The sequence below is a fragment of the Pseudomonas sp. UV AK001 genome (assembly GCF_046097675.1).
In the GTDB taxonomy this organism is placed as follows: domain Bacteria; phylum Pseudomonadota; class Gammaproteobacteria; order Pseudomonadales; family Pseudomonadaceae; genus Aquipseudomonas; species Aquipseudomonas kribbensis.
This window is the reverse complement of sequence record NZ_JBJUVZ010000004.1, coordinates 242,950-255,882: the sequence shown is the minus strand read 5'-3', so window position 1 is coordinate 255,882 and position 12,933 is coordinate 242,950. Positions and strand designations below refer to the sequence as shown.

Genomic DNA, 12,933 nt, shown 5'->3' with positions numbered 1-12,933 from the left:
GGATATGGCGAAGACATTAGCACTACCCAAAGACGAACTGGTCAAGCAAGCGCTGACCCAGATGCAAAAAAGCCTGGCGGATAATACGTGGACGGACCGGCAAAAGCTGGCCCTGACCTGCCGGATCCTCTTCGAAAACGGCCACGATTCGGGCCTGGCCGGGCAGATTACCGCCCGTGGCCCGCAGCCGGGCACTTACTACACCCAGCAACTGGGGCTGGGGTTCGATGAAATCACCGCAAGCAATCTGCTGCTGGTCAACGAAGACCTGGAAGTGCTCGAAGGTCACGGCATGGCCAACCCGGCCAACCGTTTCCACAGCTGGGTGTACCGCGCCCGACCGGATGTGAACTGCATCATTCACACCCACCCGACGCACATTGCCGCGCTGTCGATGCTGGAAGTACCGTTGCAGATTTCCCACATGGACTTGTGCCCGCTGTACGACGACTGCGCGTTCCTTGAAGGCTGGCCGGGCGTCCCGGTGGGTAACGAAGAAGGCGAGTTGATTGCCGGGGCGTTGGGCGATAAACGGGCGATTCTGCTTTCCCACCACGGTCAGCTGTCCACCGGCACGACCATCGAGGAAGCCTGTGTCATCGCCCAATTGATCGAGCGCGCCGCCAAACTGCAGTTGCTGGCCATGGCCGCCGGGACGATCAAACCGATCATCCCCGAGCTGGGTCGCGAGGCCCATGACTGGGTCTCGAAACCCAAACGCCACGCCGCTGCATTCAACTACTACGCCCGGCAGAACCTGCGCCAGCACGCCGATTGCCTGAACTGAATACCCCATCCTTGCGGAGCACTCACATGACCAACATTCACGGCATCATCGGCTACACCATCACCCCGTTCGGCGCCAACGGCGAAGGTCTTGATCTGCCGGCCCTCGGCCGTTCGATCGACCGCCTGATCGCCGGCGGCGTCCACGCCATCGCGCCACTGGGCAGCACCGGCGAAGGCGCCTACCTGAGCGATGCGGAGTGGGACCAGGTCGCCGAATTCAGCATCAAGCACGTGGCCAAACGGGTGCCGACTGTGGTCAGCGTCTCCGACCTGACCACCGCCAACGCCGTGCGTCGCGCACGTTTCGCCGAAGCCCATGGCGCCGACGTGGTGATGGTGCTGCCGGCGTCCTACTGGAAGCTCACCGAAGCAGAAATCCTCGCTCATTACCGCGCCATCGGTGACAGCATCGGCGTGCCGATCATGCTCTACAACAACCCGGCCACCAGCGGCACCGACATGTCGGTGGAACTGATCCTGCGCATCGTCAACGGCGTGGAAAACGTGACCATGGTCAAGGAGAGCACCGGCGACATCCAGCGCATGCACAAGCTGCAACTGCTCGGCGAAGGCCGGGTGCCGTTCTACAACGGCTGCAACCCGCTGGCGCTGGAAGCCTTTGCGGCCGGCGCCAAGGGCTGGTGCACGGCGGCGCCGAACCTGATTCCGCAGCTCAACCTGGATCTGTACGAAGCCACGCTGGCGGGGGATCTGGGCAAGGCACGGGAACTGTTCTACCGCCAGTTGCCGCTGCTGGATTTCATCCTCAAGGGTGGTTTGCCGGCGACGATCAAGGCCGGGCTGCGTGATACCGGGCTGGAAGTGGGTGATCCACGCTTGCCGGTGTTCCCGCTGAGCGAGGCCGGACGCAATCAGTTGCAGGCCATTCTCAAAACCCTGCGCTGACTTCAGGCAACACAAAAAAACCTGTGGGACCAAGCTCACTCCCACAGGTTTTGTGCTGGATTCAAAGTACCGGCAGGGTTTTGTCCTTGATCACCTTCGTCGGCCCATTGCTCTTCACGGCAGCGATGCCTTTGGCACACGCGGCGTCCGATGAATAGGACTCGCTGCTGCCGATGATCTGGTGATTGGCCGCTTTCAGGTTGAAGTAGGGATGGCCGTCCTTCGTCGTTTTCTTCTCGTAGCGCTCATCCAGCGGACTGTTGCCCTGCACCGCCGCGATACCGTTTTCGGCGGCACTGTGAGAGGTGTACAACTCGCTGGTCAGAATGGTTTCGGCATTCGCCGCTTTCAGCACGAACCTGAACTGGCCGTTGCTGCTTTTGCTCAATTCATACCATCCGGACATGCTGCGTCTCCTTATCGATGGGTCACAGGGTGATTTTAGTCCCTAGCAGTCCCAGGAACCCGGCCAGCCATTTCGGATGCGCCGGCCACGCTGGAGCCGTGGCCAGATTGCCCTGGACATGACTGTCCGTGACCGGGATATCGATGTAAGTGCCGCCGGCCAGCCGTACTTCCGGGGCACAGGCCGGATAGGCGCTGCATTCGCGTCCTTCGAGAATCCCCGCCGCCGCCAGCAGTTGTGCGCCATGACAGACAGCGGCAATCGGCTTGCCGGCCTTGTCGAAGGCTCGCACCAGTTCCAGGACTTTTTCGTTCAGCCGCAGGTATTCCGGCGCACGACCACCGGGCACCAGCAGCGCGTCGTAGTCCTTGGCGTCGACCTTGGCGAAATCGAAGTTCAGGGCGAACTGGTGACCGGGCTTTTCGCTGTAAGTCTGATCGCCTTCAAAATCATGAATCGCGGTGCGCACGGTCTTGCCGGCGGCTTTATCGGGGCACACGGCATGCACGGTGTGACCGACCATTTGCAGGGCCTGGAACGGCACCATCACTTCGTAGTCTTCGACGTAATCGCCGACCAGCATCAGAATCTTTTTCGCGGCCATGGACAGGACTCCTCTGGTGAATGCACAGGAGTATTCAAAGTAGTCCAAGGACCGCGATGGCGTCCGCAAACTGTATGGATAACTCTGCGCCCAGCTGTAACAGCCCGGTTGCCGTGGTTTGTGGCTAGATGAACGCACCTCCCTGCCACCTTCGAATCTGGTTGCCATCATGTCTTCGCGCGAAAACACCGGCATGGCCCTGGGCCTGCTCGGCGTTGTGATCTTCAGCCTCACCCTGCCCTTCACCCGCATCGTGGTGCAGGAACTGCATCCGTTGCTCAATGGCCTCGGCCGTGCGTTGTTCGCGGCAATTCCGGCGGCGTTGCTGCTGTTGTGGCGCCGGGAAAAGTGGCCGACCTGGCAGCAGGTCAAGGGCCTGAGCCTGGTGATCGCCGGGGTGATTCTCGGTTTCCCGGTGCTGTCGGCGTGGGCCATGCAGACGCTACCGGCGTCTCACGGCGCGCTGGTTAACGGCTTGCAGCCACTGTGCGTGGCGCTGTATGCCGCGTGGCTGTCCCACGAGCGTCCATCGAAAGCCTTCTGGGCCTGCGCCGCTTTAGGCAGTGCGTTGGTGTTGGGTTACGCGTTGTACACCGGCGCCGGCAGCATTCAGGCCGGTGACTTGTTGATGCTGGGTGCGATTGCGGTAGGTGGTCTGGGTTATGCCGAGGGCGGGCGTCTGGCCCGGGAGATGGGTGGCTGGCAGGTGATCTGCTGGGCGCTGGTGTTGTCGACGCCTTTGCTGATCGGCCCGGTGCTGTATCTGGCGTTGCAGCATCAGGGCGCGGTGTCGACGAAAACCTGGTGGGCCTTCGGTTACGTCGCGCTGTTTTCGCAGTTCCTGGGATTCTTCGCGTGGTACGCCGGGCTGGCCATGGGCGGCATTGCCCGGGTCAGTCAGATCCAGCTGTTGCAGATTTTCTTCACCATCGCATTTTCCGCGCTGTTCTTCGGCGAACACGTGGAGCCGATCACCTGGCTGTTCGCCTGCGGGGTGATCGCGACGGTGATGCTTGGGCGCAAGACGGCGGTGCGCCCGGCTCAACCGGGCACGTTACCGGCCGGGGTCCAGCTCAAGCCTTGAGCGGCAGCAAACCATCGGCGAGCAGCAGGGATTCCAGGCAGTGCTCGCTGATGTGGTAGAACGCCTTGAGTTCCTGAATCTTCACCAGCAACTGGGCCGGGTCCACCGGCTCGGCGCGCTTCACGGCGAGGATCATCTTGTTCTTGTTGGTGTGTTCCAGCGAGATGAACTCGAACACCTTGGTTTCGTAACCGCAGGCTTCGAGGAACAGCGCACGCAGACTGTCGGTGACCATTTCCGCCTGCTGGCCCAGATGCAAACCGTATTGCAGCATCGGCTTGAGCAGCGCCGGGCTCTGGATCTGCAGGCGAATCTGCTTGTGGCAGCACGGCGAGCACATGATGATCGCTGCGCCGGAACGGATGCCGGTGTGGATCGCGTAGTCGGTGGCGATGTCGCAGGCGTGCAAAGCGATCATCACTTCCAGCTCGCTCGGCGCCACGCTGCGCACATCGCCGCACTTGAACACCAGCCCCGGGTGCTCGAGCTTCTGCGCGGCGGTGTTGCACAGATTGACCATCTCTTCGCGCAATTCGACGCCGGTGACTTCGCCCTCGGCCTTCAACGTGTTGCGCAAATAGTCATGAATGGCAAACGTCAGGTAACCCTTGCCCGATCCGAAATCCGCCACCCGCACCGGTTTGTCCAGGGCCAGCGGCGAGGACGTCAGCGCGTGGCTGAAGACTTCGATGAACTTGTTGATCTGCTTCCACTTGCGTGACATCGCCGGGATCAGCTCGTGTTGCGCATTGGTCACGCCCAGATCCTTGAGGAAAGGACGGCTCAACTCGAGGAAGCGGTTTTTCTCGCGGTTATGCTCGGCGGACGGCACTTCGCGCAATTGCTGGGGTTTGCTCATGAACAGCGAGCTCTTGCCCTTTTTGCTGTATTCGAGCTGGGCTTCGTCAGTCAGCGTGAGCAAATGCGCATTCTTGAACGCCGCCGGCAGCAGCTCGGCAATCATTGCCACCGCCTCGTCCAGCGGCAGGTTCTTGGTGATGTCGCGGGTCTTGTAGCGATACACGAACGACAGGTTCGGCTGCGCCTTGACCGTCACCGGTTTGATGATGATCCGCTGCAGCTCCGCTTCTTCGCCGACGTACTTGGCCAGCACCAGTTTGATGAAACCGTTCTGTTCGAGGCTGGTTTGCAGCAGCTCGATGAACCGGGCGTGGTGATCGGGGGTAGAAACGGCGGTGGCAGACATGCAGAAAACGGCCTCGGACGGGCAAATCGGGAATGGCCGCTAGTTTAGGGGGGATGGCGTTCGAGGGCACGGCTAATTTCCCGAACGGCTTATCCCAGCACCACCAGGCGATTGGGCAACTCATTCCTCACCTGCGTCACCGGCACATGCACCTTGAGCAATTCCCCGCATGCCTCGATGCAGGTCACGAACCCCTGCAACGTCTGGCCCTGGCGCACCTGCTCGGTAAACGCCGCGACAATCGCGTCCCAGCTCTTGTCGTCCAGCCGTCTGGAAATCCCTTCGTCCACCAGAATTTCCACGTAACGCTCGGCCTCGCAGACAAAGATCAGCATGCCGGTGCTACCCACCGTGTGATGCAGGTTCTGTTCGAGAAACTGCCGACGCGCCAGGTTCGAGGCGCGCCAGTGGCGGACATGGCGCGGGATCAGATGGGTGGTGACTTTGGGCAAACGAAACACCAGGCACAGCACGACAAAACTGATCCATTGCACCAGTAACAGACTGTGCATCGTCAGCCAGCCGGTCAGGTAATGCAGGATGCCCGGCACCACCAGCGCCAGCAGGCTGGCCCACAGCAACGGAATGTACGCGTAGTCATCGGCACGGGCCGCGAGCACCGTCACCAGCTCGGCGTCGGTGTCGCGCTCGACCCGGGCGATGGCCTCGGCGACCTTGCGTTGTTCGTGTTCAGTCAGTAATGCCATGTCGTGAAGTGCCTGCTCATTATTGTTATCACCAGCCGCCGGAGGAACCGCCCCCGCCGAAACTGCCACCGCCGCCGCTGAAGCCCCCGCCTCCACCACCGCCGCCAAAACCACCGCCACCGAAGCCGCCCCCTCCTCCGGACCCGCCCCGGCCGACGGGAAGGATACCGAGCATCTGGCAGACAAAAACAGTCAGGATGAACAACATCACCAGAAATACGAAAATTCCCGGATGCCGCGAGACAAAGTCGTCCGAAGGATCGCCGGACGATTCGTACACCGTGGAAGGCTCGTCCAGCGGATTGCCGCCCAGCACCACCAGCATCGCCGCCACGCCGTCACTGATGCCTTTGCTGTAATTGCCGGCCTTGAACGCCGGCGTGATCACCTGATGGATGATCACTGAACTCTGGGCGTCGGTCAGGCGATCCTCCAGCCCGTAGCCGACTTCGATGCGCAACTTGCGCTCGTCCCGGGCGACGATCAGCAAGGCGCCGTTGTTCTTGTCCTTCTGGCCGATGCCCCAGTGCCGGCCGAGTTCGACGCCGTAGTCCTCGATGGTGGCGCCTTGCAGGTTCGGCAACGTCACGACCACCAGTTGCTCGCCGGTTGCCTGCTCGTGGGCCTGCAACTGCTGGCTCAACTGCGCGCGCACCGCCGGCTCGATCATCTGCGCGTCGTCCACCACCCGCCCGGTCAGCGCCGGGAAAGTCAACTCGGCCCGGGCGCTGATGGCGAACAACCACAGCATCAGCACCAGGCCCATCTTCAACGCACGCATGGGCATCACCGGCTCAGAATTTCACTTCCGGGGCCTTGTCCGCGCCGGGGCTGGTGGCTTCGAAGGTCTCGCGGATCGGCAGGTCGCTGTACATCACGCTGTGCCACAGGCGACCGGGGAAGGTGCGGATTTCGGTGTTGTACTTCTGCACTGCCAGAATGAAATCCCGGCGGGCCACGGCGATGCGGTTTTCCGTGCCTTCAAGTTGCGATTGCAGGGCGAGGAAGTTCTGGTTGGCCTTCAGGTCCGGATAACGTTCGGACACCACCATCAAACGGCTCAAGGCACCGGTCAGCTGATCCTGGGCCTGCTGGAACTGCTTGAGCTTTTCCGGGTTGTCGAGGGTGCTGGCATCGACCTGGATCGACGTTGCCTTGGCCCGGGCCTCGACCACCGCCGTCAGGGTGGCCTCTTCATGCTTGGCATAGCCCTTCACGGTTTCCACCAGGTTGGGGATCAGGTCGGCACGGCGCTGGTACTGGTTCTGTACCTGGCCCCAGGCTGCCTTGGCCTGTTCGTCGAGGGTCGGGATGTTGTTGATGCCGCAGGCGGTCAGCAACGTGGCCAGCACCAGCAAGGTGGCGACCTGCAAACGCGAGCGGTAGACAGGACTGACATTCATCGTTCGGGAGCTCCCTTGCACATTTCATGAATGATCGCGCTTGAAACCTTCCGGGGCGGCTCTTGGGGCATAATCGCCCGCGCCACTGGATTGCAGCGGGCCGATGGGCTAAAAAGAGGCCCTGCGCGATCACGTCGCCGAAACTGGCGCCGTACATTCGGCTGTCGTTTTTTGAATCAGCACCCGAACAACAATAGTCGCTCCCTAAATTTTGGCTGGCCGGCGTTGTAACGCCGTTTAGGCCCTTGAGAAAACTATTCATGAAGAAGCTGTGTTTGCTGGGCCTGTTCGTCAGCCTGGCCAGTCATCAAGTACTGGCCGCCACGACCCCGGTACCCCTGGAAAACAAGGACGCGTTCATCAGTAACCTGATGAAACAAATGACCCTCGACGAGAAGATCGGCCAGTTGCGCCTGATCAGCATCGGCCCGGAAATGCCCCGCGAACTGATCCGCAAAGAGATCGCCGCCGGCAACATCGGGGGCACGTTCAACTCGATCACCCGCCCGGAAAACCGTCCGATGCAGGACGCTGCCATGCGCAGCCGCCTGAAGATCCCGATGTTTTTCGCGTACGACGTGATCCACGGTCACCGTACGATTTTCCCGATTCCCCTGGCCCTGGCATCAAGCTGGGACATGGACGCCATCGGCCAGTCCGGGCGCATCGCCGCCAAAGAGGCCGCCGCCGACAGCCTCGACATCACTTTCGCGCCGATGGTCGACATCTCCCGCGACCCGCGCTGGGGCCGCAGCTCCGAAGGTTTCGGTGAGGACACCTACCTGACCTCGCGCATCGCCAAAGTCATGGTCAAGGCCTATCAGGGCGACACGCCGAGCGCGGCCGACAGCATCATGGCCAGCGTCAAGCACTTCGCCCTGTACGGCGCGGTCGAGGGTGGCCGCGACTACAACACCGTGGACATGAGCCCGGTGAAGATGTACCAGGACTACCTGCCGCCGTACCGCGCCGCGATCGATGCCGGCGCCGGTGGCGTGATGGTCGCGCTGAACTCGATCAACGGCATCCCGGCCACCGCCAACACCTGGCTGATGAACGACCTGTTGCGCAAGGAATGGGGCTTCAAGGGCCTGGCGGTCAGCGACCACGGCGCGATCTTCGAGCTGATCAAGCACGGCGTCGCCGCCGACGGTCGCGAAGCGGCGAAGCTGGCGATCAAGGCCGGCATCGACATGAGCATGAACGACACCCTGTACGGCAAAGAGCTGCCGGGGCTGCTCAAGTCCGGCGAGATCGAACAGAAAGACATCGACAACGCCGTGCGCGAAGTCCTCGCCGCCAAGTACGACATGGGCCTGTTCAAGGACCCGTACCTGCGCATCGGCAAGGCTGAAGACGACCCGGCAGACACCTACGCCGACAGCCGTCTGCACCGCGCCGACGCCCGCGAAGTGGCGCGTCGCAGCCTGGTGCTGCTGAAGAACCAGAACGAAACCCTGCCGCTGAAGAAAAACGCGAAAGTCGCCCTGGTCGGCCCGCTGGCCAAGGCCCCGATCGACATGATGGGCAGCTGGGCCGCCGCCGGCCGTCCGGCGCAATCGGTCACCCTGTTCGACGGCATGAGCAACGTGATCGGCGACAAGTCGAACCTGATCTACGCCCGTGGCGCCAACATCACCAGCGACAAGAAAGTCCTCGACTACCTGAACTTCCTCAACTTCGACGCACCGGAAGTGGTCGATGACCCGCGCCCGGCCAACGTGCTGATCGACGAAGCGGTGAAAGCCGCGAAGGACGCTGACGTGGTGGTCGCGGCCGTGGGCGAATCCCGTGGCATGTCCCACGAATCGTCGAGCCGTACCGACCTGAACATCCCGGAAAACCAGCGTGAGCTGATCCGCGCCCTGAAAGCCACCGGCAAGCCGCTGGTGCTGGTGCTGATGAACGGCCGTCCGCTGACGATCCTTCAGGAGAAAGAACAGGCTGACGCGATCCTGGAAACCTGGTTCAGCGGCACCGAGGGCGGCAACGCCATCGCCGACGTGCTGTTCGGCGACTACAACCCGTCGGGCAAACTGCCGGTGACCTTCCCGCGTTCCGTGGGCCAGATCCCGACCTACTACAACCACCTGAGCATCGGCCGGCCGTTCACGCCGGGCAAACCGGGCAACTACACCTCGCAGTATTTCGATGACACCACCGGACCGCTGTTCCCGTTCGGTTTCGGCCTGAGCTACACCGATTTCGCCCTGAGCGACATGGCGCTGTCGTCGACCACCCTGAACGCCACCGGCAAGCTCGACGCCAGTGTCACGGTGAAAAACACCGGCAAGCGTGACGGCGAAACCGTGGTGCAGCTGTACATCCAGGACGTCACCGGTTCGATGATCCGTCCGGTCAAGGAGCTGAAGAACTTCCAGAAAATCATGCTCAAGGCCGGTGAACAGAAAGTCGTGCACTTCACCATCAGCGAAGACGACCTGAAGTTCTACAACGCCCAGCTCAAGTACGCGGCCGAGCCTGGCAAGTTCAACGTGCAGATCGGCCTGGACTCCCAGGACGTGACGCAGCAGAGCTTTGAATTGCTGTAATCCCGCCTCGCTCCGATCGTTCCCACGCTCTGCGTGGGAACGATCAACTGCGCTTAGCCGCGTCTATCCAGCAAATTGACCACCACCCGATCCACCCAGCCCCAGATACGCTGCTTCACCCGCCGCCACAACGGCCGGCGCTGCCACTCCTCCAGACTCACCTGCTGACTCAGGCCAAAGTCCTTCTCGAAACTCGCCACCACCGCTGCCGTCAATGACGGATCCAGCGCCTCCAGATTCGCCTCAAGGTTGAAACGCAGATTCCAGTGGTCGAAGTTGCACGAACCGATACTTACCCAATCGTCCACCAGCACCATTTTCAAGTGCAGGAAACACGGCTGGTATTCGAAGATCTTCACTCCGGCCTTGAGCAGGCGCGGGTAGTAGCGATGCCCGGCGTAACGCACCGACGGGTGATCGGTGCGCGGCCCGGTCAGCAGCAGGCGCACGTCGAGGCCACGGGCGGCGGCCTTGCGCAGGGAACGGCGGATTTTCCAGGTCGGCAGGAAGTACGGCGTGGCCAGCCAGATGCGCTTCTGGCCGCTGTTCAGGGCACGGAACAGCGATTGCAGAATGTCGCGATGCTGGCGGGCATCGGCATAGGCCACGCGGCCCATGCCCGCCCCCGTGTCGGGTACGCGCGGCAATCGCGGCAGGCCGAAATTCGCATGGGGTTTCCAGGCGCGGCGATGGCGGTTGGCAATCCATTGGCGGTCGAACAGCAGTTGCCAGTCGAGCACCAGGGGGCCGGTGATGTGCACCATCACTTCGTGCCATTCGCTGGTGTCGTGGCCCGGCTGCCAGAACTCGTCGGTGAGCCCGGTGCCGCCGACCACCGCCAGACGCTGGTCGACCAGCAACAGTTTGCGGTGATCGCGATAGAAGTTGCCGACCCAGCGCCGCCAGCTCAAGCGGTTGTAGAAACGCAGCTCGACCCCGGCGAGGGTCAGGCGCTGACGCAAGGTCAGGGTGAGCGCAAGACTGCCGTAATCATCGAACAGGCAACGCACCCGCACGCCCCGCTCGGCCGCCAGCACCAGTGCCTGAATCACGGTTTCGGCGCAGGCGCCGGCCTCCACCAGATACAGCTCCAGTTCGATCTGCTCACGGGCGCTGGCGATTTCCTCCAGCATGCGCGGGAAAAATTGCGGGCCGTCGATCAACAGTTCGAAGCGGTTGCCGTCACGCCACGGGAACACTGCGCCGCGCATGTCAGCGCGCCGTGAAGATCAGCACCGCACCCACCGGCACCGACAGACTGATGGCCGACAGGCCGGCCATTTTGCGCAGGTTTTCCAGGCCCGGCAGCAGATCGAAATCCTCGGCACTGATCACCAGCGGCTCCAGGGTCACCACTTGAAAGCGTCGGTCATCGAGACGCGTGGCGAGCAGTTCGGCGGGGTATTCGTGTTGCTTGCCGTGCAGGTTGACGGTCAGCGGCAGGCGCAATTCAAGCTGCGCGCCGGGGGCCAGATCGTTGATCGGGCGCAGGTCGATTTGCGTGGTGATGGTCGCTTCGGGGAATTGCTCGATCTGGAACAGCTCCTTGCGCATGCGCTCGTCGCGCAGCGGGATGCCACTGTTGATCGAATCGAGCTCGACCTCGACTTCGGCGCGGCCATCGGGATCGACCTTGCCGTGCAACACCAGAAAGCGCTGCACCTCGGAAATATTGGCGTTTTTCGTGCTGACGAACGACAGCCGCGATGACTCGCCGTCCAGATACCAGTTGGCCTGGGCCGGCAGCGCGGCGGCGCCCAGCAGCAGGCCGGCGAAGGCGTTGCACAGAGAACGGTTGAACATTGAAGACTCGTGGGGCCGATAAACCTGCACGAACCTTAACTGCCTGAAGCCGGGATGCAAACCGGTAGTTGATTTTGCGGATCAGGGCTTGAGGCGACAGCCCTGACGTTCGCCCTGCCATTGGGCGCTGTTGCTACGGCCCATGCCACTGGCGCTGACGAGTTTTTGCGTGCTGTCATCGGTCAGCTCGCCGGGCAGCCACTGCTTCACGTAGCCCCGACAGTATTCGGCGTCGTTGTTCATCACGTAGCGGCACGAACAGTATTCCTTGGCGGTATAGGCACTGATGATGTCCGGGAAGGCCCACAGGTTCTCGCGCTCGTGCCAGCACCAGCCCATCAGCACGACCAGCAGCACCAGAAGGATTCGTCTGAACAGTTTCATGGCCGCACTGCCGCGAGCACGCGCTTGAGCAATTCGTTGTGTCGATAGCTGCCGTCGCGGTCATCGCCGTAGCGCACGATTACCAGTTTTTCGCTCGGGATCACGTACAGCGCCTGGCCCCAATGGCCGAGGGCGGCAAAGGTGTCGGGCGGTGCGTCGGGCCACGGCGAGGGCGCGCCGTCCGCCGGGCGATTGAGCCACCAGTGGCCACCGGGCACGGCTTCGTCCTGGTGAGCCTTGTAGCCGGTGAAGGGCTGGCGGTTGAACGCGACCCAATCCTTGGGCAACAACTGCCGGTCGTTCCAGCGTCCGTCCCGTTCCATCAGCAGGCCGACTCGCGCCAGATCCCGGGCGGTCAAATAAGCGTAGGAAGAGGCAACGAAGGTGCCCGTGGCATCGGTTTCCCAGGTGGAGTGGCGGATGCCCAAGGGATCAAAAAGCGCTGTCCACGGATAGTCCGGATAACGCTGCGGGCCAACGATGGTTTTCAGCGCGGCGGCCAACAGATTGCTGTCGCCGCTGGAATAGCGGAACGCCTGACCCGCTGGCGCGTAGCTGTCGTGATCGGCAGTGAAGGCGGCCATGTCGCGGTGGCCACGGGTGTAGAGCATCGCCACCACCGAGGATTTCAGCGGGGCGTATTCGTAGTCTTCCTGCCAGTCGATGCCCGAGGCCCAGTGCAGCAGATCCTTGATCGTGATGGCGGGGTGTTTTTCCAGCACCGGATAATATTTTGCGGCCGGGTCATCGAGTTTGAACAAGCCTTCGCCGTACGCCACGCCGAACACCGTGGCCATCAGGCTTTTGCTGATGGACCAGGTCAGGTGCGGGGTGTCGGCGGTGGTCGCGGCGGCGTAGCGTTCGTAGATGAGCTGACCGTCGCGGATCACCAGCAAGGCGTCGGTACGGATGCCCTGGCGGGTGTTGTCATCACGGGTCGGGAAGGCATAAGCCTCCAGTGCTTCGACGGCCGGACCGGCGATTTTCGGACCGGCCGGCCACTGCTCGCCTGGCCATTGTTCGGCCTGAACCGTGAAGCTGATCAGCAGCAGAAACAGGGACAGGCCTTTGAACATGGTGAGGGCTCT

Annotated in this window: 14 protein-coding genes; 4 read left to right on the top strand and 10 right to left on the bottom strand. The window is 62.2% G+C overall.

Translation table 11 applies throughout. From position 1 onward, the window contains the following. The first annotated feature begins 4 nt into the window (after nt 1-4). Nucleotides 5-787, top strand: a complete 783-nt coding sequence (locus ACKLNA_RS14680) for an aldolase (protein WP_007957912.1) — start codon at nt 5-7, stop codon at nt 785-787. 26 nt (nt 788-813) lie between these two features. Next, nucleotides 814-1,695: a dihydrodipicolinate synthase family protein gene (locus ACKLNA_RS14675; RefSeq protein ID WP_408986256.1), complete on the top strand. Its 882-nt coding sequence runs from the start codon at nt 814-816 to the stop codon at nt 1,693-1,695. Nucleotides 1,696-1,756: 61 nt separating this feature from the next. Here ACKLNA_RS14675 and ACKLNA_RS14670 read toward each other — a convergent pair whose 3' ends face one another. Beyond that, a complete protein-coding gene (locus tag ACKLNA_RS14670) occupies nt 1,757-2,101 on the bottom strand; it encodes a YegP family protein (protein WP_065257599.1) in 345 nt (114 codons plus the stop codon). Nucleotides 2,102-2,123: 22 nt separating this feature from the next. Next, the gene (locus tag ACKLNA_RS14665; RefSeq protein ID WP_408986255.1) at nt 2,124-2,705 is read right to left on the bottom strand and encodes a DJ-1/PfpI family protein; all 582 of its coding nucleotides are present in this window, start codon (nt 2,703-2,705) and stop codon (nt 2,124-2,126) included. 169 nt (nt 2,706-2,874) lie between these two features. On the opposite strand from ACKLNA_RS14665, the gene ACKLNA_RS14660 reads away from it, so the two are divergent. Next, entirely contained in the window at nt 2,875-3,789 is a 915-nt protein-coding gene (locus ACKLNA_RS14660) for a DMT family transporter (protein ID WP_248742805.1), read from the top strand. On the opposite strand, the gene ACKLNA_RS14655 is transcribed toward ACKLNA_RS14660, so the two are convergent. The 4 genes from ACKLNA_RS14655 to ACKLNA_RS14640 form a co-directional block, all read right to left on the bottom strand. Further along, a complete protein-coding gene (locus tag ACKLNA_RS14655) occupies nt 3,779-4,996 on the bottom strand; it encodes a class I SAM-dependent methyltransferase (RefSeq protein ID WP_408986254.1) in 1,218 nt (405 codons plus the stop codon). The genes ACKLNA_RS14660 and ACKLNA_RS14655 overlap by 11 nt on opposite strands. 89 nt (nt 4,997-5,085) lie before the next feature. After that, the gene (locus tag ACKLNA_RS14650; protein ID WP_119428784.1) at nt 5,086-5,703 is read right to left on the bottom strand and encodes a TPM domain-containing protein; all 618 of its coding nucleotides are present in this window, start codon (nt 5,701-5,703) and stop codon (nt 5,086-5,088) included. Between the two features lie 28 nt (nt 5,704-5,731). Beyond that, nucleotides 5,732-6,484, bottom strand: coding sequence for a TPM domain-containing protein (locus tag ACKLNA_RS14645; RefSeq protein ID WP_408986253.1), 753 nt, complete (start codon nt 6,482-6,484; stop codon nt 5,732-5,734). 13 nt (nt 6,485-6,497) lie between these two features. Then, nucleotides 6,498-7,106 (bottom strand): LemA family protein, encoded by a 609-nt coding sequence (locus ACKLNA_RS14640; protein WP_265812086.1) that lies wholly within the window; start codon nt 7,104-7,106, stop codon nt 6,498-6,500. 260 nt (nt 7,107-7,366) lie between these two features. Here ACKLNA_RS14640 and bglX point away from each other — a divergent pair, with 260 nt between their 5' ends. After that, entirely contained in the window at nt 7,367-9,658 is a 2,292-nt protein-coding gene (bglX, locus tag ACKLNA_RS14635) for a beta-glucosidase BglX (RefSeq protein ID WP_408986252.1), read from the top strand. Nucleotides 9,659-9,711: 53 nt separating this feature from the next. Here bglX and ACKLNA_RS14630 read toward each other — a convergent pair whose 3' ends face one another. The 4 genes from ACKLNA_RS14630 to ACKLNA_RS14615 form a co-directional block, all read right to left on the bottom strand. After that, on the bottom strand, nt 9,712-10,869 hold the full coding sequence (locus ACKLNA_RS14630) for a phospholipase D-like domain-containing protein (protein ID WP_408986251.1): 1,158 nt from the start codon (nt 10,867-10,869) through the stop codon (nt 9,712-9,714). A gap of 1 nt (nt 10,870) precedes the next feature. Continuing rightward, complete coding sequence (locus ACKLNA_RS14625) at nt 10,871-11,461, bottom strand: YceI family protein (RefSeq protein WP_134825748.1); 591 nt, start codon at nt 11,459-11,461, stop codon at nt 10,871-10,873. A gap of 81 nt (nt 11,462-11,542) precedes the next feature. Continuing rightward, the gene (locus ACKLNA_RS14620) at nt 11,543-11,845 is read right to left on the bottom strand and encodes an amidase (RefSeq protein ID WP_408986250.1); all 303 of its coding nucleotides are present in this window, start codon (nt 11,843-11,845) and stop codon (nt 11,543-11,545) included. Next, the gene (locus ACKLNA_RS14615; protein WP_408986249.1) at nt 11,842-12,921 is read right to left on the bottom strand and encodes a serine hydrolase domain-containing protein; all 1,080 of its coding nucleotides are present in this window, start codon (nt 12,919-12,921) and stop codon (nt 11,842-11,844) included. The genes ACKLNA_RS14620 and ACKLNA_RS14615 overlap by 4 nt, the downstream gene beginning before the upstream one ends. Nucleotides 12,922-12,933 lie beyond the last annotated feature (12 nt).

Excerpts from the sequence above, each read along its gene's own strand:
- ACKLNA_RS14680 (WP_007957912.1), top strand. The coding sequence starts at position 5 with ATGGCGAAGACATTAGCACTACCCAAAGACGAACTGGTCAAGCAAGCG.
- ACKLNA_RS14675 (WP_408986256.1), top strand. The coding sequence starts at position 814 with ATGACCAACATTCACGGCATCATCGGCTACACCATCACCCCGTTCGGC.
- ACKLNA_RS14670 (WP_065257599.1), bottom strand. The coding sequence starts at position 2,101 with ATGTCCGGATGGTATGAATTGAGCAAAAGCAGCAACGGCCAGTTCAGG.
- ACKLNA_RS14665 (WP_408986255.1), bottom strand. The coding sequence starts at position 2,705 with ATGGCCGCGAAAAAGATTCTGATGCTGGTCGGCGATTACGTCGAAGAC.
- ACKLNA_RS14660 (WP_248742805.1), top strand. The coding sequence starts at position 2,875 with ATGTCTTCGCGCGAAAACACCGGCATGGCCCTGGGCCTGCTCGGCGTT.
- ACKLNA_RS14655 (WP_408986254.1), bottom strand. The coding sequence starts at position 4,996 with ATGTCTGCCACCGCCGTTTCTACCCCCGATCACCACGCCCGGTTCATC.
- ACKLNA_RS14650 (WP_119428784.1), bottom strand. The coding sequence starts at position 5,703 with ATGGCATTACTGACTGAACACGAACAACGCAAGGTCGCCGAGGCCATC.
- ACKLNA_RS14645 (WP_408986253.1), bottom strand. The coding sequence starts at position 6,484 with ATGCGTGCGTTGAAGATGGGCCTGGTGCTGATGCTGTGGTTGTTCGCC.
- ACKLNA_RS14640 (WP_265812086.1), bottom strand. The coding sequence starts at position 7,106 with ATGAATGTCAGTCCTGTCTACCGCTCGCGTTTGCAGGTCGCCACCTTG.
- bglX (WP_408986252.1), top strand. The coding sequence starts at position 7,367 with ATGAAGAAGCTGTGTTTGCTGGGCCTGTTCGTCAGCCTGGCCAGTCAT.
- ACKLNA_RS14630 (WP_408986251.1), bottom strand. The coding sequence starts at position 10,869 with ATGCGCGGCGCAGTGTTCCCGTGGCGTGACGGCAACCGCTTCGAACTG.
- ACKLNA_RS14625 (WP_134825748.1), bottom strand. The coding sequence starts at position 11,461 with ATGTTCAACCGTTCTCTGTGCAACGCCTTCGCCGGCCTGCTGCTGGGC.
- ACKLNA_RS14620 (WP_408986250.1), bottom strand. The coding sequence starts at position 11,845 with ATGAAACTGTTCAGACGAATCCTTCTGGTGCTGCTGGTCGTGCTGATG.
- ACKLNA_RS14615 (WP_408986249.1), bottom strand. The coding sequence starts at position 12,921 with ATGTTCAAAGGCCTGTCCCTGTTTCTGCTGCTGATCAGCTTCACGGTT.